At 70.4% G+C, this 22,766-nt stretch carries 17 protein-coding genes and 2 pseudogenes; 5 read left to right on the plus strand and 14 right to left on the minus strand.

The window, feature by feature from the left end; translation table 11 throughout:
* Window positions 1–46 precede the first annotated feature (46 nt).
* The gene (locus tag ACFYWX_RS02675; protein WP_389422105.1) at window positions 47–2,914 is read left to right on the plus strand and encodes a pPIWI_RE module domain-containing protein; all 2,868 of its coding nucleotides are present in this window, start codon (window positions 47–49) and stop codon (window positions 2,912–2,914) included.
* 336 nt (window positions 2,915–3,250) lie between these two features.
* Here ACFYWX_RS02675 and ACFYWX_RS02680 read toward each other — a convergent pair whose 3' ends face one another.
* A complete protein-coding gene (locus tag ACFYWX_RS02680; protein WP_389422106.1) occupies window positions 3,251–3,637 on the minus strand; it encodes a DUF6308 family protein in 387 nt (128 codons plus the stop codon).
* A 110-nt stretch (window positions 3,638–3,747) separates the two neighbouring features.
* Window positions 3,748–4,182: pseudogene (locus ACFYWX_RS02685) on the minus strand (DUF6308 family protein); the annotation flags it as partial.
* Window positions 4,183–4,778: 596 nt separating this feature from the next.
* Between ACFYWX_RS02685 and ACFYWX_RS02690 the strand changes: the two are divergent.
* Window positions 4,779–4,973, plus strand: coding sequence for an AlpA family transcriptional regulator (locus ACFYWX_RS02690; protein ID WP_285513059.1), 195 nt, complete (start codon window positions 4,779–4,781; stop codon window positions 4,971–4,973).
* 1,033 nt (window positions 4,974–6,006) lie between these two features.
* Here the strand turns inward: ACFYWX_RS02690 and ACFYWX_RS02695 are convergent.
* The 5 genes from ACFYWX_RS02695 to ACFYWX_RS02715 all read right to left on the minus strand — a co-directional run bounded on the left by ACFYWX_RS02695 (window position 6,007) and on the right by ACFYWX_RS02715 (window position 13,995).
* Window positions 6,007–7,875: an SWIM zinc finger family protein gene (locus ACFYWX_RS02695; protein ID WP_389422107.1), complete on the minus strand. Its 1,869-nt coding sequence runs from the start codon at window positions 7,873–7,875 to the stop codon at window positions 6,007–6,009.
* Window positions 7,876–8,387: 512 nt separating this feature from the next.
* Window positions 8,388–11,204 (minus strand): DEAD/DEAH box helicase, encoded by a 2,817-nt coding sequence (locus tag ACFYWX_RS02700; RefSeq protein WP_389422108.1) that lies wholly within the window; start codon window positions 11,202–11,204, stop codon window positions 8,388–8,390.
* A 118-nt stretch (window positions 11,205–11,322) separates the two neighbouring features.
* Entirely contained in the window at window positions 11,323–11,904 is a 582-nt protein-coding gene (locus ACFYWX_RS02705; RefSeq protein WP_389422109.1) for a sugar kinase, read from the minus strand.
* Window positions 11,901–13,049, minus strand: coding sequence for an ROK family glucokinase (locus tag ACFYWX_RS02710; protein ID WP_389422110.1), 1,149 nt, complete (start codon window positions 13,047–13,049; stop codon window positions 11,901–11,903). The genes ACFYWX_RS02705 and ACFYWX_RS02710 overlap by 4 nt, the downstream gene beginning before the upstream one ends.
* Before the next feature lie 208 nt (window positions 13,050–13,257).
* Entirely contained in the window at window positions 13,258–13,995 is a 738-nt protein-coding gene (locus ACFYWX_RS02715; protein ID WP_389422172.1) for a GntR family transcriptional regulator, read from the minus strand.
* 129 nt (window positions 13,996–14,124) lie between these two features.
* On the opposite strand from ACFYWX_RS02715, the gene ACFYWX_RS02720 reads away from it, so the two are divergent.
* Window positions 14,125–15,129 carry a Gfo/Idh/MocA family oxidoreductase gene (locus ACFYWX_RS02720; protein ID WP_389422111.1) on the plus strand — a complete coding sequence of 335 codons (1,005 nt, stop codon included), beginning with the start codon at window positions 14,125–14,127 and terminating at the stop codon, window positions 15,127–15,129.
* Between the two features lie 34 nt (window positions 15,130–15,163).
* Here ACFYWX_RS02720 and ACFYWX_RS02725 read toward each other — a convergent pair whose 3' ends face one another.
* The 3 genes from ACFYWX_RS02725 to ACFYWX_RS02735 all read right to left on the minus strand — a co-directional run bounded on the left by ACFYWX_RS02725 (window position 15,164) and on the right by ACFYWX_RS02735 (window position 18,389).
* Window positions 15,164–16,348 (minus strand): cytochrome P450, encoded by a 1,185-nt coding sequence (locus ACFYWX_RS02725; protein WP_389422112.1) that lies wholly within the window; start codon window positions 16,346–16,348, stop codon window positions 15,164–15,166.
* A 44-nt stretch (window positions 16,349–16,392) separates the two neighbouring features.
* Entirely contained in the window at window positions 16,393–17,064 is a 672-nt protein-coding gene (locus tag ACFYWX_RS02730) for a response regulator (protein WP_389422113.1), read from the minus strand.
* Between the two features lie 80 nt (window positions 17,065–17,144).
* Window positions 17,145–18,389: a sensor histidine kinase gene (locus ACFYWX_RS02735; RefSeq protein ID WP_389422114.1), complete on the minus strand. Its 1,245-nt coding sequence runs from the start codon at window positions 18,387–18,389 to the stop codon at window positions 17,145–17,147.
* A gap of 182 nt (window positions 18,390–18,571) precedes the next feature.
* Between ACFYWX_RS02735 and ACFYWX_RS02740 the strand changes: the two genes are divergently transcribed.
* Window positions 18,572–18,772, plus strand: coding sequence for a hypothetical protein (locus tag ACFYWX_RS02740; protein ID WP_389422115.1), 201 nt, complete (start codon window positions 18,572–18,574; stop codon window positions 18,770–18,772).
* Window positions 18,773–18,847: 75 nt separating this feature from the next.
* On the opposite strand, the pseudogene ACFYWX_RS02745 reads toward ACFYWX_RS02740, so the two are convergent.
* Window positions 18,848–18,958: pseudogene (locus ACFYWX_RS02745) on the minus strand (ribonuclease domain-containing protein); the annotation flags it as partial.
* Between the two features lie 1,142 nt (window positions 18,959–20,100).
* Here ACFYWX_RS02745 and ACFYWX_RS02750 point away from each other — a divergent pair.
* Window positions 20,101–20,490, plus strand: a complete 390-nt coding sequence (locus ACFYWX_RS02750) for a ribonuclease domain-containing protein (RefSeq protein ID WP_389422116.1) — start codon at window positions 20,101–20,103, stop codon at window positions 20,488–20,490.
* A gap of 367 nt (window positions 20,491–20,857) precedes the next feature.
* Here the strand turns inward: ACFYWX_RS02750 and ACFYWX_RS02755 are convergent, their stop codons facing one another.
* The 3 genes from ACFYWX_RS02755 to ACFYWX_RS02765 all read right to left on the minus strand — a co-directional run bounded on the left by ACFYWX_RS02755 (window position 20,858) and on the right by ACFYWX_RS02765 (window position 22,664).
* Window positions 20,858–21,031 (minus strand): hypothetical protein, encoded by a 174-nt coding sequence (locus tag ACFYWX_RS02755; RefSeq protein ID WP_389422117.1) that lies wholly within the window; start codon window positions 21,029–21,031, stop codon window positions 20,858–20,860.
* A 477-nt stretch (window positions 21,032–21,508) separates the two neighbouring features.
* On the minus strand, window positions 21,509–22,087 hold the full coding sequence (locus ACFYWX_RS02760) for an NADPH-dependent FMN reductase (RefSeq protein WP_389422118.1): 579 nt from the start codon (window positions 22,085–22,087) through the stop codon (window positions 21,509–21,511).
* Between the two features lie 454 nt (window positions 22,088–22,541).
* Entirely contained in the window at window positions 22,542–22,664 is a 123-nt protein-coding gene (locus tag ACFYWX_RS02765; protein WP_389422119.1) for a hypothetical protein, read from the minus strand.
* Window positions 22,665–22,766 lie beyond the last annotated feature (102 nt).

The following is a 22,766-nucleotide window of genomic DNA, read 5'->3' on the forward strand; positions in this document are numbered from 1 at the left end:
CCGCACGGCCATTCCCTTACCCCTGTACACGAAGGGACCTCCACACGTGCCCTCCTACCCCACCGTCAGATTCACCGCGTTCGAGCCCGCCCGCGGCACGGACTTCATCCGCCAGACCCACGGACTCGCCTTCCCCGCCTCGTGGCGGGCCGAGGTACTGGACTTCTACCGGATCGGCAAACGCGAACCGAAAAAGATCAACCAGGTACCTATCCGCAGGCTCAACGAGGTCATCCGTGCCGTGGCACCCGACCTGCTGTGTGTCGCGCGCGGCGCCACACTCGACGACAACACCCCATGGCTGTACGCAGAAACGCCGCTTCCGCTCCCTGTCATGCGGCAGCTCATCCACGCCTGGATCCGTGACCTGCACTCCCCGCGCACCCGTAAGAAGTACCCGGACATCACCGAACGGGCCACCAAGCTCAGCGCCTCACTGGACGTGGCCGGGCTGACCTGGCAGCCACACACCGTCGACCTCTTCGCGGGCACAACCTCGCCCGGCGGCACCTTCGAGCCGGACCCGCTGATCCACCAGCTCCTGCCCGACGCCCTCGCACAGAGCATCGCGAAACTGGATCCCTACCGCTTCGAGGGCGTCGAGATGACGTTCAAAATCGCCGCCGCCGAACGCGGCGCCGAGCTCGTCTCCTGGCCGCCGCGTGACCACCAGGACGACGATGGAATGTGGTGGAAGTTCTCGTTCGTCATCACGCTCACCGTGCAGACCGTGCCCTTCGCCGGCGACTTCCGCCTCCATGTCCGCACGGGAGTTCGCCGCTGGCGCACCGGTGGGCCCGTGCCCGTACCGTATCGGCGGGCCGTGTCGGCGTACCTGCTCGCGCAAACGCCCTGGCTAGGGCAGTCGACAGGAACCGGACGGCTCTCGGTGTGCCGACTGGCCATCGACCGCAGCACGTCCCTGCCCCAGTGGACGCGCGGAGGCCCCCAAGGCATGCTCAGCAGCCTCCGGTTCTCTCGCGAACTCCCGAACGCAGCGGCAGTGCAGGAGAACCCCGACGCCTGGATCCCCGGGAAGGAAGGCATCCAGATCAGCGTCGTGCATGCCACGTCGATGGGCGGCCATGGCGTCGGCACCGGTCTCATGCCGCGCGACCGTTCCCCCCTTACCGACTGGGCAGCCGGGGCGTTGCTGCCTCACCTCACCCAGCTCGGCGACTTCACCCGCAGCCGATTTCCAGTCCTCCCACGCAATCTCCCCAAGACTCCGACAGCCAAGACGAAGGAGGAACGCGCCCTCCAGAAGGTCGAGTTGGAGCGGAAAGGCCACAACGAACGACGCGCCGCCGTGGCACGGGTACTCGACGGCCGGCCCCTGATCGTCGAAGCGCGCTGGCAGAACGACCGCACGCGTGACGCCCTGATCGAGCAACTGGCAGTCTTGTTGGGCCTGGACGGCCCGGGCGGAACGGACAAGGCCGTACGTACCTGGACGGCACCAGAGCTGACGGTGCGCCTGTACCTGGAAGACGCCGGTGTCGTCGCCGCCCGGCTCGACTTCCCCGACGGCCAGCCGAAACGAAAGACCCTCACCACAGCGATCAGTGCCCGCCGGCGAGAGATCGCCGAACTGTGCGAGCGCGACGAACGACCAGACATCCAGGCCGTCGTGGTCGAGATCGGCCACCCGAAGTCCTTCCGGCCCGACATCGTGGACCCCAAGTTCGCCGTACGCCTCGGGTATGCCGATGCCGGACGGTTGACAAAGTTCATCACCTTGCCGAGCTCGCACTGGAACACCGCCACCAAGAAGAGCATCGCCCACCGAGCCCTGCAGGCGTGGAACGACGTCCTTCGGCAACTGGGCGTCTGCACGGCACCGGAACACAGTGTGGACGAACTGCCCAAGGACCTGGAGTACGTCGCACTGTGGATGGTCAAGCGCCGCGCCGACGGGCCCACCCGCAAACGCCGCACCTCCCCTGTCGCCGTCAAAATGAGCGCAGCCGACAGCTCGGTCATGGGGTGGGACCCCGATCGTGGGGACTGGATTCCGTACCCGGAACTCCTGCTCTCTCTCGCCCGCCACGCCGAGATCCCGGGCGAGTGTGAAGAGTTCGACGAGGAAGACCAAGACGGCGAGGACGGTGAAGTCACAGGAGCGACCGGGGAGGAGGACGCGCCGAGGCCGGAAGCCGAGGATGGAAAGAGACAACGCACCACGACCTGGGTTCCCGATCTGGACGATCAACGGGCCGAGACGGCCCAGTTCATCCGGGCGATGCTCTACAGCCTGCGCGACCGCCACGTCCTGCTGCTCTCGCACGCGCAGAACTCCCGTCTGCACTGGCCATGGCTGACCAACGGCCGACTGCGCCCCGACGCTCTCCAGTTCGGCCCCAACCCGGCCCAGCACATCACCCTGTACGGCGAGAATCTGTGCCATGTGCGGGTACGCGACCACGCATCCGACGAAACCCCCCAGTGGTTCGCCCCGGACGACGACACCGCCGATCACGGCTTCGCGAGCGGCCTGTGGGCCCACCCGGGCGCCGACGACGACCACCGCGTGTACTACAGCACCGGCGAAAAGCCCCACACAGCCAAGCACGCGGTGAAGACCGCCTCGAAGATTGCCACCCGGATCCCGCTGAAGAAGAAGCGCTCGGAGGATGAAGAGGACAAAGAGCCGGAGCCCGTCATCGACACGGGCACCAACGCATGGAACCCGGCCGCACTGGAGATCGCGGTTGTCGCCGTGCCAGAGAAATCCAGCGTGCCGGGACCTTGGGCCGCCATCACCCACCAGTTGCGCCGCGCGCCTGACTACAACGTGACCCTAGGGCTTCCACTCCCGCTCCACATGGCGGCAAAGACCGCACAATACGTCCTGCCACACGACGGCGACTCCGACGAGTCCTCCGGAGAGGAAGGTTCCCCACCGAGTCGGTGACTTGCAGGCTCATCCCGCACGGGCATGCGTGGCGGGCCGGCGTCGTCACCTCGCGGCACTCGACTCCGGCCGCCCAGCGGCTGAGGTCTTGGTCTTGCCCGCCGACCCACGGTCGAATCGGCACACCGTCCACCTCGACGTAGTCGGACCATCGGTTTACCCAGCCGGGATACTGCTCGGGGTGGTTTTCCCGCAGTTGCTTCTCGACGGGCGACAGCGTCGGGCACGGCTTGAGCTCTTCGGGCACCGGCAGGGCTCAGTAGTCTGCGCTCAGCGTAGCCCGCCTCGGGGCATATGCCTCCGCATGCGCCTCCCCGCCACACTCCACCTCAGAGCTCAACTCGTCGCGACCTGACCCTGCCGGCCTTGGTGCATCCAGGCGACGACGTCGAACACACGCAGGACGCCGATGTCCTCACCGATACCCGCCTGATCGCGGAGATGGACCAACTGATCATGGAAGGCACCGTTGTCTACCCGCAGGGCCGCAGCCAGCGCGGTCCAGAAGGAGTGGTCCGCCTTCGGTCGCTCGAACAGCTGCTTGATGCGGATGTCGTAGATGGGGATGAGGTGCGGCCGCTTGCGGGCCAGCAGTTTGCCTGCGACAACCGGGCCGCTGCCGTCGGGTTTGCCGGGGTATTGCTTGCTGCCGGATAGGCGTTCCCACAACTCCCAGGCGGGTCCGCCCTCCTCCATGAGCGCATCGCTTCCAGGATTCTCCAAGCGCGCGTCACGAGGGATGAGCGACAGCAGACGCGCCCAGTGCCCCCCCCAGGGTCGGCCAGCAGGTTCATCGCCCCGTGCGGCTCGAGGGACACACTGAGCGTGGTGATGGCCACCAGGTCGTTGCTGTCGAAGCAGTCCGCGACGTGCTCGGCGTCCCCGCCCCCGCCCAGGCGCTCGAAGTGTGCGCCGGAATAGAACAGGTCACCGCGTGAGCGTCGTCGGGTGAAGTACTCGACCAGTAGGCTCACGGCGGCCTCGTCGTCCCAGTAGATCTCCGGGATCTTCAATTCGATCACCGAGAGGCCCCCAACTCCCTTGCGGCCAGCGATGAGTCGGTGAACTGTACACCAGCTGAGATCATGCAGTGGCTCGAGTGGAATGCGCCGCCAACACGCGCGCCTGTGCTGCGCCGTTGAGATGTGGGATGGCTCCTGGAATTGGTCCAGGCATAGGCGTCGGTGTCGTTGCCGACGGAGCAGTGGAAGGCCGCAGCGGTGGCGGGGCCAGCGCTGCAACAGTCGACTACACGAGCAGACGCACATTGCGCGGGCATGCTGCGAAGCGAAGCAACATAGCGCGGGATCGCCGGTTAGCCAAACCGGCGTCTCCCCGGATCATTGATGGTCCACCGCCACTACCTGCACCTACGTCGAGAGGAATCGCCAAGACGGCTGTCAATTCAAAGCGTCGCACGGCTGTCAGCTCTCTGCGCTACCGCAGAGCTCCTGTGGAACAGGTGCCGTGGGCGCTCAAGATCCCGCGATGCGCGTAGCAGCATCCCCACCTCCTCCGTACCGCAGAGGACCGGTTTCTATCGCATCCCGAGTGCACCCGGGAATGAGGTTGACCTGCAGCGGGGCGGCCTGCTCATCGGCATCAACCCAAGCACGCAAGGCTGGGTGACCTCAATTACGTCACTTGCTGTTTTGATCAATTTCCGGGTCGGCACCGTGATCCACTGGCCCTGACACAGGCATTGGCGCAAGACGTTTTCAGCAACTTCAAATGCAATCAGCTGCGCGCAAGCCGCACCGCCTTAGCAACTGGAGAATCCGAATTGCACGGACAGACCAATGAGGTGCAAGGCACCCGTTACAGCCCTACACACATCCGCGCCACCTGGGACGGAACGGGCAGCGTGGAAGACGCTTCCAGGGCGTTGGGGTTCTCTCGGGCGAAGGGCTACGACCTCGTGCGTCGTGGAGAGTTCCCGTGCCGCGTGCTACGCATCGGACGTGCCACGCGTGTCGTCACCGCGTCCTTGCTCCGCGTACTCGAAAGCGGAGAACCGGAGTACAACGGTGCCCACACCAGCCGCTGCACTCCGTCATAGCCCCTGCGCACAGAAGCCCCCCGAGTCGGCGGGGCTTCGTCGTGTCATGAGCCCCTCATAGCGAGCGCCTACAGGAAGCGGACCGCACTGTGGCACAACTGCCTTGACGTTCCAGGCCAGGTCCCGGGTTGCGGGCAGCGTTCGCCGGGGGCGATGTGTAGGGATGCCACCCGCTACAAGGCCAGCGGAGCGATGCGGTCGCGCGGTGAAGCGGGCAAAGTCCTCCGCGGTGACGCATGGCAGTCTGGCGACCGTCGCCTCCGGCAATGCCGTCGCGGCCGCTCCACGCGGGCCGCGCAACATCGGAGGGAACAGGCAGTGCCACGCACGCATCCACAGGCGTGGGGTTTTGCAGACGTGAAGGTTGCGACCCGATTAGGCGCGAAGAGCTCCCGGGTCGGATGGTGCGCGTCGACCGTAAGGCGCGTGTCGTCGCCGCGTCCTTGCTTCGGGTGCTCGAGAGAGGAGAACCCGAGTGCAACGGTGCCCACGACGGACACTGAAACCCACCTACCCAGAAGCCCCGCCGGGCCGCACCTGCGGGGCTCCTCGTCGCACTCCGCTCTCACACGCCTATCACCGACTGCGTCGACTCCCCCGGACCAGAATGCCCTGACCTGGCATTACGCGCTCATCTTGGACTGGCCTGGACGCCCACGGACGGTCTCTACAACCTGTGCCACGTCGTCCCGAGCGAGGGGCCCAGGATGAGGACCGGGGCGTCTTCGGGCCCGTCGAAGCGGTACTGAAGGGCGGGGGCGTTCGTCTCACTCACCGCTCCAAGCTAGCGTCTGTTTCTGGCCCCCGGTCCCATGGGCCCCCAGTCCTCACACCCCGCTCCCGCACATCACCGGGGAACTCTTACAGGGTCTTCACGGGTGAGGCGGGGAGAGGGTGGGGTGAGGGCAGGTGGCGTGTGAGGCGGGGGCGCGTGGTGGTGTCGGTGGGGGTGCGGTGGTGCGAGTGGGGGGCGCGGTCACGCGGGCGCGGGCGGGGAGCAATGGGGGCGTGGACCGGAAGCGGGTGGGCGGAGTCAGAGGTCGGTTGGGGTGCCCAGGCCTGTCAGGGCGCCCACCGGGTCGGGGTCGGGGGTGCCTCGGGGCCACCAGTCGTCGTGGCCCGGTTCCGACTCGTAGGCGTACCACAGGCCGTCGCGGCCGAAGCGGAGCTGGACGTGGCCGCGGGGGTGGGTGAGGTGGTTGCGCCAGGGGCGGAAGGCGGGGAGGTCGGCGGCGAGGAGGAGCGGGCGGGCTCGGTCGAAGCGGCCGGCCGGCGGGTCCCAGGGCTCTTCGAGGACGGCGAGGCCGTCGAGCCCGCCCTGCCGCCAGGCGGCGACCGCCCGCGCCAGCTCCGCCGGGGTGCGGCCGGTCGCGGAGGCCAACGAGGCGTACAGGGTGCGGGTCGCCGCGGTGAGCCCGGAACCCGGGCGGGCCGCCGCGACCCGCACCGCGTCCTGCCACAGGCTCAGCTCGCCGGCCTCGTCCCGTCCGGTGCTGAGCAGGGCGTGCGCGCGGGCGGCGGCATCGGTCGCCAGCTGGTCCAGCGCGAAGGGGTCCGGGCCGCCCGGTGCCGCCGGGTACGCCGGGGGCTGCTCCGGGTGCGGGGGCACCGGCAAGGGAGCGGGCAGGGACGGGAGTTGACGCGGAGCGAGGGCCTCGGTGGCGCGTACGCCGGGAAGCAGCGCCGGTTCCCGCTCCTGGGCGGCGCGGGCCGCGCGCGTGGCGTTGCGGCGGGACAGGGCGTCGAGCAGCTCGCGTTCCCCGCGGCCGCGCAGCAGAAGCAGGACGAAGGGGTCGGCGTCGAGCAGGCGCGCGGTCTGGTAGCAGAGGGCGGCGGCGTGTTTGCACGGGTGGCCGCGGTCGGGGCAGCTGCACTGCGGTTCGAGGTCGCCGGGGCCGGGCAGCAGCGGCACTCCGCAGTCGGCGAGGGACTGGGGCATCTCCTTGTCCAGCAGCGCGGCGATGTGCCCGGGCCGCTCCACCGCGGCCTCCAGGAACCGCTCCCAGTCCGCGTCCCCGAGCGTGCGCAGCCGCACCTGCACGCGGTACGGGCGCGGGCGGCTGCCCTGCACGTACGCGAGCACGAGTCCGGGTGTGACCGTGATGGCGTCCACGTGCCCCTGCTCGGCGTAACCCCGCCCCCGGGCCAGCCGCTTGGCGTCCAGCGCGCCCTCCTCCAGCGCCGCGACCCAGGCGTTGCCCCACCAGGTCTCGGCGAAGCGGGTGTCGTCACCGTCCGACGCGAGGGCCGGAAAGGCCGGGAACGTGCGACGGAGGTCGCCGTCGCGGGCGGGGGCGGCCATGGAGCGGGGCCGGTGGGGAGAGGGGTCGGAATGGGCCGGGGCCGGAGGCGAGGGTGGGGCGGAGGGCGAGGACGAGGACGAGGACGAGCGTGGGGGGACAGGGATGGCCTCGGGGCCCGGACCCCCTTGCTGCGCACCGGCGTCGGACGCGGGCGACTCCCCCGCCCCGGCCCCCGCATCCGACGGCATCCCGAAGGCACCCGCGAGCAACTCTCGCAGCTCACGGGCCTGCCGAGCCGGGCCACCACCACCAGGGCCCTCCCCGCTCCCCCGTCGCACGTCGGCCCCTGCGGCACGAGACGAACGTCGGGGCTCGCGATCGGCATCCGTCCCGGCCTGCCGTGCCTCCGCGCGGGCGGCACGCAGCGCCTGTCGGGCAGCGTCACCGGGACGCTCACCCCTGCCGGACACGGAAGGCGGCACAGGAACGGCAGGCAGGACCTGGTCGTCCGGCGTGCCTTCCACCGCCCCACCAGACTCCTCGGCCCCGGCTTCCCGCCGCTCCGCCACGGCACGGCGCAAAGCCTGCCGGGCCACGTCACCGGGCCGGGGCGGGGCCCCTTCGGCGGAGGGCCGCTCCACTCGAGCCGAGCTGCCCACGGGCTCCCCCGAAGCCGAACCATGGCCACCGGAGCCCCCGGAGGCTGAACCGTGGCCACCGGAGCCCCCGGAGGCTGAACCGTGGCCACCGAAACCCCCGGAAGCCGAACCGTGCCCACCGAAACCCCCGGAAGCCTCCGCCTCCTCCATCGAAGCCGAAGAGGCCGGGACCGCCTCCTCCCGCGCATCCGAAACCCCCGACACGGCCTCCCCGCGCAGCCCCGTAGGCTCCGACGCCACCGCCCCCTCCCTCGTGGCCGAAGACGCCAGGGCCGCCTCCTCCCGCGCGCCCGAAACCCCCGGCACGAGCTCCTCGCGCAGCCCCGAAGACTCTGACGCCGCCGCCCCTTCGGGCAGCCCCGAAGACTCCGCCGCCTCCCCGCCCCGCACCCCCGAAGCCCCGCTCTCCGCCCGCTCCCGTGCCGCCCGCAGAGCCCTGCGGGCGGCGTCGGCCGGGCGGTCGGGTGCGGGGCCGGTCCCGCCGGGGTCGTTGCGGTCGTCCGTCATACCCATCACGCCTCCCTCCGCAGCCTGACGAGGTCGGACAGCTCGCGGTCCGTCAGTTCGGTGAGGGCCGACTCGCCCGAGCCGAGGATCGCGTCGGCGAGGGCGCGCTTGGACTGGAGCATTTCGGCGATGCGGTCCTCGACCGTGCCCTCGGTGATGAGGCGGTGGACCTGGACGGGCTGGGTCTGGCCGATGCGGTAGGCGCGGTCGGTGGCCTGTTCTTCGACGGCGGGGTTCCACCAGCGGTCGAAGTGGACGACGTGTCCCGCGCGGGTGAGGTTCAGGCCGGTGCCGGCGGCCTTCAGGGAGAGGACGAGGACCGGGGTCGCCCCGTCCTGGAAGCGGTCCACCATCCGTTCGCGTTCCGGTACGGGCGTGCCGCCGTGCAGGAGGTCGACCGGGATCGCGCGGACGGCCAGGTGGGAGGTGATCAGGCGGGCCATCCCGACGTACTGCGTGAAGACCAGGGCTGAGCCGTCCTCGGCCAGCAGGGTGTCCAACAGCTCGTCGAGCAGCGCGAGTTTGCCGGAGCGGGCGGCGAGGCGTTCGCCGACTGCGGCCTCCTCCTTGAGGTAGAGCGCCGGATGGTCGCAGATCTGCTTCAGCGCGCCCAGGAGCTTGAGGACCAGGCCCCGGCGGGCGATGCCCTCCGCCGTCTCGATGGCCAGCATCGACTCACGCACCACCGCCTCGTACAGCGCGGCCTGTTCGCGGGTGAGCGGGACGGGGTGGTCCGTCTCCGTCTTGGGCGGCAGCTCGGGGACGATGCCGGGGTCGGACTTCTTGCGGCGCAGGAGGAAGGGACGCACCAGGCGGGCCAGACGGGCCACCGCCTCCTCGTCCTCGCCGGTTTCCACCACGCGCGCGTGCCGGGCGCGGAAGGACTTCAGGGGGCCGAGGAGTCCCGGCGTCGTCCAGTCCAGCAGGGCCCAGAGTTCCGACAGGTTGTTCTCGACCGGCGTACCGGTCAGGGCCACGCGTGCGGGAGCGGGGATCGTACGCAGGGCCTTCGCCGTCGCCGAGTAGGGGTTCTTGACGTGCTGGGCCTCGTCCGCGACGACCATGCCCCACCGCTGCGCCGCCAGCGTCGGGGCCGCCGACCGCATCGTGCCGTACGTCGTCAGGACGAAGCCGCCGGTCAGGTCGTCCAGGGTGCGGTCCGGGCCGTGGAAGCGGCGGACGGGGACGCCGGGCGCGAAGCGGGTGATCTCCCGTTGCCAGTTGCCGAGCAGGGAGGCCGGGCAGACCACCAGGGTCGGCTCGCTGCGGGCCCGTTTCAGGTGCAGGGCGATCAGCGTGATCGTCTTGCCGAGGCCCATGTCGTCGGCGAGGCAGCCGCCGAGGCCGAGGGAGGTCATGAGGTCGAGCCAGGCCAGGCCGCGGAGTTGGTAGTCGCGCAGGGTCGCGTGCAGGCCGGCGGGCGGGTCGGCCGGCCGCAGGCCGGCGGTCAGCCGGTCGCGCAGGGCGGCGAGCGCGCCGACAGGGACCGCCTCGACCGTCTCTCCGTCGACCTCCGCGGTGCCCGTGAGAGCGACAGACAGGGCGTCGACCGGGTCGAGCAGGCCGAGTTCGCGTTTGCGGGCCTTGCGGACGAGGGCCGGGTCGACCAGGACCCACTGGTCGCGGAGGCGGACGACGGGCCGGTGCGCCTCCGCGAGGGCATCCATCTCGGCCTCGCTGAGCGGGTCGCCGCCGAGCGCCAACTGCCAGCGGAACTGGAGCAGTTCCTCGCTCTCGAAGAAGCCGGTGCCGTCGGTCGCCGAGCCCGGCGCCGGTCGTACCACCGCCGCCGCGCTCAGGTCGTGCGCCAGGTCCCTCGGCCAGTGGACGGCGACTCCGGCGGCCGCGAGCCGGGTGGCCGCCACGCCGAGCAGATCGCTCAGCTCCTCCTCGGACAGGGCCAGGACGTCGGGCGCGTCCTGGTCGGCGAGCCGGGCCAGCGGCGGCCAGACTCGGGCCGCGCGCCGCACGGCGAGGGCCGCGTCCACGCGCGCGCGGGGACCGAACGCGGCGTCCGCCTCGCCCGCCCACAGCGCCGCCGCGTCGGCCACCAGGGTGGGGTCGGCGAGGCTGTGGACCTGGACGATCGCCGCACCGGCGGCCCGCACCGCACCGCCCTCGTCGAACAGGTCGTACGCCGACAGGTCCAGGCGCAGCGAGATCCGCACGCCCGCGTCCATGCCGGCGGCGACCTCGGCGGCCCACTCGTGGGCGTCGGGCAGGCGGTGCGGGCGGCGGTCGGCGAAGGGTTTCCCGGCGGAGTACGGCGCGGCGGGGGTGCGGGGCAGGGTGTCCGCGACAGCGTCCAGGAAGGCGCGCATGAGCGCTTCCGGCTGGGGCAGCCGGAGCGGGCCGGGGCCGGGCAGCGGGACGGCATGGCCCTCGTGGGGCAGGGCCGCGGCGACCGCGCGGAGGTGGGCGATGTCGTCCGGATCGAGCGGGCCCGCGCGCCAGGCGTCGTGCCCGGTGGCGGTCAGGCCGGGCAGCAGCCGGCCGCGCGCGGCGAGCCGCAGGGCGTGCAGCGCGGCCGCGCCCCAGCAGGCGGTGGCGGGGTGGGCGGCGGGGTCGCGGCGGGCGCGGACGAGCAGCGGGAGCGCCTCGGCGAGGGGCAGGGACAGCGCGGGGATGGTCCTGCGGCGGACTCCGGCACCATGCCGTCGTACGACGGTGAGCTCCGTGGGTTCGGCGGGCAGGTCGCCGCCGTCGGGGTCCCAGAAAGCGACCCGGCCGTCGCGCGGGAGGGGTGCGGGCAGGAAGACGGCCGCGAGGCGCACGGGGACGGACTCCCCCGCTCGCCCGGTCACCGATGCCGTGTCGGTCATACGCTCTGTTCACCTCCCGCCCGCGAGTCGGATCAGACGTCTTCGACTCTACGGGCGGGGTCTGACAATCGGCCCCGGCGACCACTTTCGAGACCCGGTCGAGGAACCGGCGGCTCGGTCAAGGAACCGTGCGCGAGACGACGTAGACCATCGGGTGGTCCGGATCGGTCAGGTTCACCACGACGTCCTGGGTGGGCGCCGGGTTCTTCTGCCGGTGGACGAGGCCCCACCACGGGCCGGGCCCGGTGAACTTCCAGCCGGTGACCTTCTGGTCGCGTTGGCCGATCGCGATGTCGTCCTGCTTCAGCCGGGTCCGGTCGGTGCCCAGGGCCTCCAGGAAGACGTCCAGGTTGGGGCCGGTGGTCTGGAACTGGACGTAGAGACGGCTGGTCTTCCAGTTGTTCGTCTCGTAGTAGGCGACCTTGGCGGACGGGTGCGGGATCGGCACCTGGTAGACGCGGCGCTGGACCTTCGACGGCCAGCCTGCGGTCAGGCCGGTCGCCGAGTACTTCGCCTCCTTGTCCTTGCCGCTGTCGCGGCTCTGGTTGGCGGCGATCACCAGGTAGCCGGCCGGGACACCGATGAGCAGCACCATGATCAGCAGGGTGATGGCCCTGCGGCGGATCATGTGGCGACGGTCCTCGGTCGGCCGGGGTGGCTCGTCCGGGGGCGCGGCCTGGTGGGGCAGCGACGCGGTCATGCCGTGTCCCGGGTACGGCGGACGGCCTCCGCGTACCGCTCGTAGCGCTCGTAGCGCTCCACCCGGCGCCGCTTGGCGCGCCGGAAGCGCCGGGCGACGAGGCGGGCGAGGTCGGCGGCGCCGACCATGCCGGCCTCGGGGCCGAGCTGGGCGCGGACGATGCGGGCCTCGGGCCGGTAGCCGCGGCCGGTGAGGTGGCGCTTGAAGGCGTCCCGCGCAGGGGCGATCAGCAGGTCGTCGGCGGCCGACACACCGCCGCCGATGACGAAGCAGGAGGGGTCGAGGGCGGCCGCCAGGTTGGCGATGCCGACGCCGAGCCACTGGCCGATGTCCTGGAGCAGTTCGACGCACATGGCGTCGCCCTCGCGCGCCAGCTCGGTGATCATCGGGCCGGTGATGTCGGCGATGTTGCCCTTGACGTGCTCGATGATCCCGTACGCCACCGGGGAGTCGGCGGCGGCCAGTTCCCTGGCCTCCCTGACCAGTGCGTTGCCCGAGCTGTACTGCTCCCAGCAGCCGCGGTTGCCGCATGGGCAGCGGTGGCCGCCGGGGACGACCTGCATGTGGCCGAACTCGCCCGCGACGCCGTACTTGCCGCGCTTGACCTGGCCGTCCTCCAGGATCGCGCCGCCGATGCCGGTGCCGAGCGTGATCATGACGAGGTGGTCCTCGCCGCGGCCGGCGCCGAAGCGCCACTCGGCCCAGGCGGCGGTGTTGGCGTCGTTGTCGACGAGGACGGGGACCGCGAGGCGCCCGGCGATGCGGTCGCGCAGCGGCTCGTTGCGCCAGGACAGGTGGGGGGCGAACAGGACGCGGTTGCGGTCGGCGTCGACCCAGCCGGCGGCGCCGATGCCGACGGCGTGCACGTCGTGCCGGTCGGACAGGTCCAGGACCAGCTCGACGATGGTGTCCTCGACGACCTGGGGACTTTTGGACTTGTCCGGGGTCTCCGTGCGGACCTTCTCCAGGATGTTCCCGTCGGCGTCGACGACGCCCGCCATCACCTTCGTGCCGCCGATGTCGATGCCGACCGTTGGCACGCGCGGTGCGGTCAGGTGCGAGCGGCGCTCCCGGGTGCCGACCGTGCGGAGTGCGGGGGCGCGCCGGGAGCCGATGGGGGCGCTGAGGTCGCGGTAGGTGCTCATCGTCGCCGATTCTGCCTCACGTCGACGCCTTGTGCTGTGCCCGGGTGGGAGAGGCGTGGTGCGTGCCGTCCGTCGAGCGCGGGCCGGTGCGGCTGGTCGCGCCCGAGCCGCACAAGGACCCGGCCCCGCGCCCCTACGGGGCGCGTTCGCGCTCGCGTCTCCAGAATGTCCGGACATTGAGATGAACGGTACGGGTCAGCCGCAGGCCTCAGGGCCGTACCAGGAGCTGGAACTCGAACGAATAGCGGCTCGGGCGGTAGGTGTGGTCGCCGAACTCGACCGCGCGGCCCGTGTCGTCGAAGGTCGTGCGCTGCATGGTGAGCAGGGGGGCGCCCTCCGGCTCGGCCAGTCGTTCCGCCTCGGAGGCGGTGGCGGCGCGGGCGCCGATGGACTGGCGGGCACTGTGCAGGGTGATGCCGGCGGCCCGCATCAGCCGGTACAGCCCGGTGGCCTCCAGCTGTGCGGTGTCCAGGTCGAACAGGCCGGTCGGGAGGTGGTTGCACAGGTACGCCATCGGCTCGCCGTGCGCCAGCCGCAGCCGCTCCACGCGGTGTACGTCGCTGTCCTCGGCCACGCCGAGTGCGGCGGCGACCTCCGCGGTCGCCGGGACGACGGTGTTGACGAGGACCTTGGTCGCCGGTCGCTGTCCGGCCGCCTCCAGGTCGTCGTAGAGGCTGCTGAGTTCCAGGGGGCGCTTGACCTGGCTGTGCACGACCTGCGTGCCGACCCCTCGGCGGCGCACCAGGAGGCCCTTGTCGACGAGGGACTGGATGGCCTGCCGGACGGTCGGCCGGGACAGGCCGAGCCGTGCGGCGAGCTCGATCTCGTTGCCCAGCAGGCTGCCAGGGGTCAGCGAGCCATGCTCTATCGCGGCCTCCAGCTGCTGGGACAGCTGGAAGTACAACGGCACGGGAGAGCTCCGGTCCACACGGAGCTCGAGCTGCACGGTCGGGTCCACTTCTGGTTTCGGCACGGGCCGAGCGTAGCTCTGTGGCCGGTTGACGGGAAGTTCTGTAGTTCGATTGTCCGGACATACGCATTGACATCACCGGGGCTACGCGGCCACTTTGTTTTCATGCGCATCGGGGTCATCGGTACAGGTCGCATCGGCGCGATTCATGCCAACACACTCAGCCGTCACCGTGAGGTCGGTTCCCTGATCCTCACGGACGCGGACCCGGCGCGGGCGCAGGAGCTCGCGGGGCGGCTCGGTGAGACGGCGGCGCCGGGAGTGGACGAGATCTTCAGGTGGGGCGTGGACGCGGTGGTGATCACCACGGCCACCGAGGCACACGCCGAACTGATCGGTCGGGCAGCGCGGTCGGGGCTGCCGGTGTTCTGCGAGAAGCCCATCGCACTCGACGTGCCGGGGACCTTACTGGCGATCGCCGAGGTGGAGACGGCCGGAACGATCCTGCAGATGGGGTTCCAGCGCCGCTTCGACACGGGTTACACGGGAGCTCGGGACGCGGTGGGGTCGGGGCGGCTCGGGCGGTTGCACACGGTCCGGGCGGTGACGTCGGACCAGTCGCCGCCGGCGGCCGCGTGGCTGCCACTGTCCGGCGGGCTGTTCCGGGACACGCTGATCCACGACTTCGACGTGCTGCGCTGGGTGACCGGGCGCGAGGTGGTGGACGTGTACGCCGCCGGGTCCGACGCGGGACCGGCGATGTTCCGTGAGGCGGGGGACGTCGACACGGCGGCGGCGGTCCTCACCCTCGACGACGGCACGCTCGCGACGGCCACCGCGACCCGGCTGAACGGCGCGGGCTACGACGTGCGCATGGAGCTGGCCGGGGAGCTCGACCAGATCGTGGTCGGCCTCGACGACCGTACGCCGATCGCCTCCACGGAACCCACGGGGCCGCCGGCCGCCGACAAGCCGTGGAGCGGTTTCCTGGAGCGGTTCGGGCCCGCCTACGAGGCCGAGCTGGCCGCGTTCGTCGAGGTGGTGCGGGGCGAGCGCGCGAACCCGTGCGACGGGCGCGAGGCGCTGCAGGCCTTGAGGATCGCCGACGCCTGCGACAGGTCCCGGCGGGAGCGCAGACTGGTGGCCCTGGCGGAGGTGCCGGGTGGGTGAGGGGGCCGGTCGCCCGCCCCGCCCCCACGGGCCCCTACCAGCGCACCGGCAAGCTGCGCATCCCCCGCATCAGCATGCCCGGTAGCCACTCGCCGGGTGGGCCGTCGAGGGTGAGGGCGGGGGCGCGGTCGAGGAGGGTGCGGATCGCGGCGCGGGCTTCGAGGCGGGCCAGCGGGGCGCCGAGGCAGTAGTGGATGCCGTGGCCGAAGGCGAGGTGGGCGCGGGTGTCGCGATGGATGTCGAAGCGGGCCGGGTCCGGGTAGCGGGCGGCGTCCCGGTCCGCCGCGGCGAGGCCGATCATCACCGCCTCGCCCTGTCCGATGGGGGTGCCGCCGATCTCCAGGGGTTCGGCGGCGTACCGGAACGTCGCGTTCTCCACCGGGCCCTCGTAGCGCAGCATCTCCTCGACCGCGCCGTCGAGGAGGGTCATGTCGGCGCGCAGTGCGGCGAGTTGGTCGGGGTGGGTGAGGAGGGCGTGGATGCCGTTGGCGATGAGGTTGACAGTCGTCTCGAAGCCCGCGATCAGCAGGATGAAGGCCATGCCGCGCAGTTCGCCCGGGGAGAGCCGGTCGCCGTCCTCGGCGGTGGTGCGGATCAGGTCGCTGAGCAGGTCGCTGCTCGGCCCGGCGCACCGCTTGTCCTCGATCAGCTCGGTGAGGTACCCGGCGAGCCGCACGAAGGCGTCGTGCTCGCTGTCCTCGCTGGTGGGCGCGACGGCCTCCGTGGTCAGCTTCCGGAACTCGGCGCGGTCCAGCTCGGGGACGCCGAGCAGCTCGCAGATCACGGTGAGGGGCAGCGGGTAGGCGAACGACTCCACGAGGTCGGCGCGGCCCCGCGGCAGCATCGCGTCGAGCAGCTCGTCGGTGATCTGCTGGATCCGGGGCCGCAGCTCCTCCACCCGGCGCGGGGTGAAGGCGCGGGAGACCAGGGCGCGCAGCCGCGTGTGCTGGGGTGGGTCGGCGACCAGCAGGTACTTGCCGATCAGCTGCTCGTCGAGGAAGACCACCCCGATGCGACTGCCGTCCTTGGACAGCCGGGGGTCGGCGAGCGCGGCCCTCGCCTCCTCGTGTCCGACCACGAGCCAGGTCTCATGGTGCGCGTCGGGTTCGGGCAGCCGCACCCGGTGGACCGGGCCGCGCTCCCGCAGCCGCGCGTACACCCTGTGCGGGTCGCGCCGGAATCCGGCGCCGAACTCCCCCAGGTCGATCACGTCCGCCATGACGCTCCCCCTCCCGTCACCATGCCAACGCGCGAGGGCGGCGCTCAGTGCCCGTCGTCGTCGAGGAGTTCCGCGTCGTAGGCCAACAGGGCGATCTGCACCCGGTTGTTGAGGTCGAGCTTGGCCAGGATGCGGGAGACGTGGGTCTTGACGGTGGCGACGCTCATGTAGAGCCCGGTGGCGATCTCTGCGTTGGACAGGCCCCGGCCGACGGCGACGGAGACCTCGCGTTCGCGGTCGTTGAGGGCGGCGATCCGCTCACGCGCACGGGCGCGGCGGGTGTCGGCGGCGGTGCCGGCCGCGTGCCGCATCAGCTGGCGGGTGACGGTGGGCGACAGGACGGGGTCGCCGGCGGCGACGCGGCGCACCGCGTCGAGGATCTCGGCGGGCGGGGTGTCCTTGAGGACGAACCCGGCGGCGCCCGCGCGCAGGGCGCGCAGGACCTGTTCGTCGGCATGGAAGGTGGTGAGGACGACGACCTGCGGGGCGTCCTCGCGGCGGCGCAGCAGTTCCGTGGCCGTCAGACCGTCCATCGACGGCATCCGGATGTCCATCAGGACGACGTCCGGGCGGGTGCGGTCGACGAGCGCCTCGACCTCGCCGCCGTCGGCGGCCTCGCCGACGATCTCGATGTCCTCGGCGCCGCCCATCATGAGGGACAGGCCGGTCCGCACCAGGGGATCGTCGTCGACGAGGAGGAGTCTGATGGCAGTCATGGGGCTTACGTAATCACGGGGCGCGGGGCGTGTGTTGACGCGTGCACCGGATTCGTCGAGGGGGCCGGAGACCTCCGCGCTCACCTCCATGGCAGCCACGCCCGCACCGTGAAGCCCCCGTCCTCCTGCGGCCCGTGCGTCAGACGGCCCCCGGCCAGCGTCGCGCGTTCCGTCAGGCCGATCAGGCCCTGACCGGAGCCGGGTACGGCCGGGACCTCACCCTCGGGGGCCGGATTGTGGACCGAAAGGCTGAGGCCCTCGCCCGGTGCGCCGGTGACCGAGACCGTGACCTCCGTGCCGGGGGCGTGTTTGCGGGCGTTGGTGAGGGCCTCCTGGACGATGCGGTAGGCGGTGCGGCCGGCGGAGGCGGGGACGGTGGCGGGGTCGGAGACCCGGCTGTCGAGGGCCACCTTCATCCCGGCGTCGCGGGACTCGGCGACCAGCGCGTCCAGCGCGGCGAGTGTCGGCTGGGGGCGGCCCGCGTCGTCGGGCTCACCCGCGCGCAGGACGCCGATGATCTCCCGGAGATCCTGCAGGGCCTCGTGCGCGCTCTCCCGGATGACGCCGGCCGCCCGCGCGACCTCCTCGCGGGGCGCGTCCGGCCGGAACTCCAGCGCGCCCGCGTGCACGCTGAGCAGCGTCAGCCGATGCGCGAGCACGTCGTGCATCTCCCGGGCGATGGCCTCGCGGGCCAGCCGTTGCGCCTGCTCGGCGCGCAGCCGCGCCTCCGTCTCGGCGCGCCGGGCCCGGTCCCGCAGGCTCAGCAGGAGCTGGCGTTTGGACCGTACGACCAGGGCCCAGCCGATGATGGCGATCGTGAGCAGCTCGGTGAACGCGACCACGACCCGGTACGACGAGTCGGGGTCCGGGCGCAGATGGAAGAAGAGCGGGAGCAGGGCCAGGGAGGCGCCGCCGATCCAGGCCACGTACCGGAAGGGCCGGTGCACCGCGAGGGTGAAGAGGGCGACCAGACCGGCGCCGCCCGCGGTGTTCGACAGGAGGCCCACGGGGACCATGGCCACCGCGAGCCCGACCGGCCAGCGGCGGCGCAACCAGACCGCGGCGCAGGACAGGGCGCCCAGACCCTGGTCGACGGCGGCCAGGACGTCCGGGAGGTTGGTCTCGTCCTTGACGGTGTCCGCGCCCAGGAGCCCGATGCCGACGGCCAGGAAGAAGCAGGAGAAGTCGACGATCCAGTCGCGGGCGGTACGCCGGGGCCGCCCGGACCGTCCGGCGTCGGGGTCGAACTCGTGGACCACGGCGGACGGAAACAGCCATCGACGCCCCGCGAACGCCGGCGTGGTCCGCGCCGGCCTGTCACCCATCACGGTCGACAAATCTATGCGGGAGGCGTTCCCTCCGCCCTGGTCCTACGGGGATCACCGACCAAAGTCGCGTGACCGCAGACTTTCGGCGCGCCGGTCCGGGCCCGACGGGGACTTCCGCCGGACGTGCCTCGCCCCGCGGCCGATGTGTGTGGGGGGTCCGCGGGGCGAGGGTCTTCCTCATGAAACAGGTGCTGGAGGTAATCGGATTCATCGCCTTCGTGCAGGGCGTGATGGGCCTGTTGCACGAGTTCACCGACTGGGACGTGGGTCTCCTGCAACGCCTCGACTTCCTCGACGGCTACGGCGTCTTCGCGAGCGTCGTGCTGATCGTGCTGGCGTTCGCGCTGTTCGCCGTCGCCGAGAGCCGGAAGCCCACGTGAGGCCGGAAGCCCGGGTGAACACGGGTGGGCCTCCGGCCGGTGGCGCCGTTTCCTCGTTGACCTGAGCGGGTCGGCTCAGCAGCCGTAGTCGATCAGGTCGAACGTGGCGTAGTGGTCCGCGGTGTAGTAGTCCTCCTCGGTCTGCTTACCGGTGACGACACGGCGCGCGCCGCGCGTGTATTCGCCCACTTCTCAGGCCGCCCGCCTGGCTTCCCATCCGCTCTCCTCCGTTCCCTGGAGGAGCAGTTCGGCAACCCTGGTCGATGACGGGACAGATTGACGGAGTGCGTGTCCTCAGCGGTAGACAGCTGGCCCCACGTCCGCCATCACGAGGTCCAGTGGAACGGACAGCGCCGTGTCCCGCAGAGCCGCATAGAGGTTCTGGCACCACTCGGTGTCATGGCCGGCGCAGATGCCGCGTCCCATGTTGCGCGACAGCGACGTAACCCTGCCCGTCGAGGATGCCGCATTCTACGGCTGAGCCCACCCCGAGCCAGTGACTCTGAGCTGCTGGAGCAGGTAACCCAGCAGACCGGCGGAGTTTGGTCTGCAAGCAAAGTGCTCGGTGGAGGTGGCTGGCAAGGAGGCGGCCGTGCACGTCTTCAGCAGGAGCACACCGCCGGGCGCTGGTGCGGCTCGCTGCGGACAGGAAACAGTCGCACGACGACGCGCTCGGCGGGCCCACCACTCACCAGAGCGCCTCAGTATCCTCCGCCTTGCCCACCACAAACCCGCCGAACTTCCCAGTGGTCAGCTCGTCACCTCGCCCGCGCGCTGACCATCCGCCCCGCCCACTCCTCCGCGACGAGCCACTCGCCATCGTCGACCACCCGAGCAGCAGCTCCACCATGAGCTGCCCAGAACCCGTGCCTGCTCCCCCTTGTCCGGCATTGCCCGTCCGCGTCTGTGCCGCACCAAGATCTGGGCTATACGCGGGCCAACACTCCGCGATCGACACACCGGACCTTCATTCTTGCTGGTCAGGAGGATGCCCTGCCTGTACCACCAGCAGGCGAAGAACCCGCTGGCAGGCCCCCGTTCACTGCCTGACGCGGACTGTCGCCTCGGACAGACAGGACAAAATGCCTGTCGCCTTCGCTGTAACCCAGTTGCGGGGTTACAGCGAAGACAATGAGAGGTGTGCATTGCTGTTGGACAGGGGAACGAGCAGATCCACCCTCGGTACACCAGGCTGGCCCGCCAGCATGTGAGGGCGACGTGGCGACGCTGGGACGCAAGTTAACTCGGCGAAAACTGATCGGACTTGACGGGAAAATCTCCGGAGTTGTCATTGACATGCCATTGTCTACGCGCGTCATCATGAGCGCATGAGATTCCCCCCACGAATTACCCGCATCGGCGCCGCAGCCGCCGTCCTGTCCGCCCTCCTCGTCGGCGGCACCGTCGCCACCGCGTCCCCGGCGGCCGCCGCGGTCGGCAGCATCTGTTACAGCGCCCTGCCCTCCCAGGCCCACGACACCCTCGACCTGATCGAGCAGGGCGGCCCCTACCCGTACTCCCAGGACGGCACCGTCTTCCAGAACCGGGAAGACGTCCTGCCGAGCCAGTCCTCTGGCTACTATCACGAGTACACCGTGATCACGCCGGGCTCCTCCACGCGCGGTGCACGCCGCATCGTCACCGGTGAGGAGAACCAGGAGGACTACTACACGGCCGACCACTACGAGTCCTTCGACCTGGTCAACTACGGCTGCTGAGTCCCCCACGGATCAGTCCGAGGAACGGTGCGACCCGCTGAAGGTCCGGCAATGCGCTCAGCCGGGCCTCAGCATCCGCTGGTGACCGGCACGCACCTCTGAACAGCGTGGTGCGTTCCCGAGCCGGTGATGCAAGCCCGCCTCGCCGGAAGGCCTCAGCCACGCTGTGAGGCGGGTCCGTGCGACAGCTGCACAGCTCGACCTCGAGGGCATCCAGGCGCCGCAGAACTCCTCGCCCCGCGTACCCCCCACGCACACACATTGGGCGCGGGGCGAGGCACGTTCTGCCGTAGTCCGCGCCAAGTTGGCCTCGGCGCTTTCCTTTTCTACGTCGTTTCCCCAGCGCGACCGGATGGACCCCGCGGTCCTACCGCCTGCTGCGGAAGGCCTGTGACACCACCGGGCGGATGACGCGGCCGTTGAACGTCGCGGGCGGCAGGCGCCGTTGAGCGAGGAGCAGAAAGCCGATCGGCGAACTCTTGATTTGCGCGTCCCGTGTTCCTGCCGAGCCCTGACCCATTGCCGCGAGGCCGAACGTCATGCCTGAGGCGGTCTCGTGCCCGCTGCCCAGGACGGTCGACAGCGCGGCGGTGAGCGAGCCCCGTTCGAACTTGCAGTTCGCTACTGGTCCACTTTTCAGCCGTCGCTGAATTGCTCGTGGGCGGTCCCGCGGGGCGGGAGTCGTTCCGTTGCTCAGTCTCCGTCTTGTCGGCAGCCTGCGAGACATCTTCGAACAGCTTGGCCAACGCTACGTTGAGGCCTGAGGCGATACTCAGGGTGTAGCGGAAAGCATCGCGGAGTCGCCTACGGCGGCGGGGCCCTGACTGCGGAGCCGCCGCCTGGGCAAGCGGCGCGGCAGCGAGCGGGAGGGCGGTTCCGGCCGCCGCCGCGGTCATGATGCCGATCATGTGCCGGCGGCTCAGGGCACTTCTGTTGTCCTCGCCCGCCTCGGCGAGCGTGCCCCGGGCGGCTGCCGGGCCGGCGAGAACGTCCTGGGCGACTGCGCGACTGACGCAGGTCACGCCGTCACAGTCGAGCGCAGTGCGCGCAATGCCTCGTCGACGCGCACGAGTTCGTCGAGCATCGCCGTCGCGGAGCCGGTCATGACATCGTTCGCAACCAAGCCCTGTTCCTCGTCGATGAGTTGGTGCACGAAGGGAATCGACACCGACTCGACGACCGGTGTCATCTTCAGGGTGGTCACGACCTGCTTGATCATCTGTGCGGCCCGGGTGCCCGCGGAGACGCCGTCGTAGCTGACCAGGCCGACCGGCTTGTACTGCCACTCGCGGTGCAGGTGGTCGATGGCGTTCTTCAACTCGGTGTTGTAGCCGAAGTTGTACTCCGGCATCACGAGGACGAAGGCGTCCGCCTCCGCGACCTTGGCACTCCAGTCACGGGTGTGCTGGTGGGTGTACCTGCCCAGGCGCGGGTGGTGCGGCTCGTTCATGAACGGCAGGTCGACCTCGGCCAGGTCCACCAGCTCGATCTCGTCGAATCCGCTGTGTTCCTTGGCGTGGCTCTCGAACCACTCACCGAGGGTGAGGCCGATCCGGCCCGGGCACGGCTCGCTGGAGGACGCACCATCGGTGCTCAAGTTCAGCAGAGTAGGCCGGCGAGAAAACACCTCGTACATGTACTTCCGAGTGCATCAGAATCCGAGATGTCTGCTACAGATCGGCACTGGACCACACTTGACGCCCGGAATGCCCGGATATGCTGCACGGGTAGTGGACGGGGACGACAATACCTACAGCCCGAATTCGACCCGGGCGGTTTGTTCAGTGGGTAAATAATGCCTCTGGCCTGCGGAAATAAAGAGCGGCAGACGAGTCAGGCCATACGCCGGGGTCTGTTCGGGACAGCACCGCTCCGGATGTCTCAGTCAGCAGTTCCCAGGATAAGACTCCCCAGTCTCCAGGGAACTGCCGTTTCCTCAAGCAATCCGCCTCGACCCCGAATCTACCCCCACCGCCCCAGCTGAGTCTAGATCATGGCCCTGACCTGCATAAACTCCCTTGAGCTTCGACCAAGAACTACAACTCGTGGTATTAGCCCGAGGACTGCTTGGGCAGGACGCCTTCCCGGTTCTGGAAGACGCTCCCGTCCTGCGAGTACGGGTAGGGGCCGCTTTGTTCGCCGCCGATGCGGGTGATCCGTGGGGGGAATCTCATGGACCCCATGATGACGCGCGTAGATGATGGCATGTCAATGACAAGGAGGCAGGATTCTCCTGTCAAGTCCGGTGAGTTTTCGGGAAGTTAACCTGCGGGCCG

Origin of the sequence: Streptomyces sp. NPDC002888, from assembly GCF_042888465.1 — a bacterium.
In the GTDB taxonomy this organism is placed as follows: domain Bacteria; phylum Actinomycetota; class Actinomycetes; order Streptomycetales; family Streptomycetaceae; genus Streptomyces.

Bases quoted from the DNA above. Each gene is read 5' to 3' on its own strand.
- ACFYWX_RS02725 (WP_389422112.1), bottom strand. From the start codon at position 16,348: ATGGCGGACGTGATCGACCTGGGGGAGTTCGGCGCCGGATTCCGGCGC.
- ACFYWX_RS02730 (WP_389422113.1), bottom strand. From the start codon at position 17,064: ATGACTGCCATCAGACTCCTCCTCGTCGACGACGATCCCCTGGTGCGG.
- ACFYWX_RS02720 (WP_389422111.1), top strand. From the start codon at position 14,125: ATGCGCATCGGGGTCATCGGTACAGGTCGCATCGGCGCGATTCATGCC.
- ACFYWX_RS02765 (WP_389422119.1), bottom strand. From the start codon at position 22,664: ATGAGATTCCCCCCACGGATCACCCGCATCGGCGGCGAACAAAGCGGC.
- ACFYWX_RS02755 (WP_389422117.1), bottom strand. From the start codon at position 21,031: ATGACGTTCGGCCTCGCGGCAATGGGTCAGGGCTCGGCAGGAACACGG.
- ACFYWX_RS02735 (WP_389422114.1), bottom strand. From the start codon at position 18,389: ATGGGTGACAGGCCGGCGCGGACCACGCCGGCGTTCGCGGGGCGTCGA.
- ACFYWX_RS02700 (WP_389422108.1), bottom strand. From the start codon at position 11,204: ATGACCGACACGGCATCGGTGACCGGGCGAGCGGGGGAGTCCGTCCCC.
- ACFYWX_RS02710 (WP_389422110.1), bottom strand. From the start codon at position 13,049: ATGAGCACCTACCGCGACCTCAGCGCCCCCATCGGCTCCCGGCGCGCC.
- ACFYWX_RS02705 (WP_389422109.1), bottom strand. From the start codon at position 11,904: ATGACCGCGTCGCTGCCCCACCAGGCCGCGCCCCCGGACGAGCCACCC.
- ACFYWX_RS02750 (WP_389422116.1), top strand. From the start codon at position 20,101: ATGAGATTCCCCCCACGAATTACCCGCATCGGCGCCGCAGCCGCCGTC.
- ACFYWX_RS02740 (WP_389422115.1), top strand. From the start codon at position 18,572: ATGAAACAGGTGCTGGAGGTAATCGGATTCATCGCCTTCGTGCAGGGC.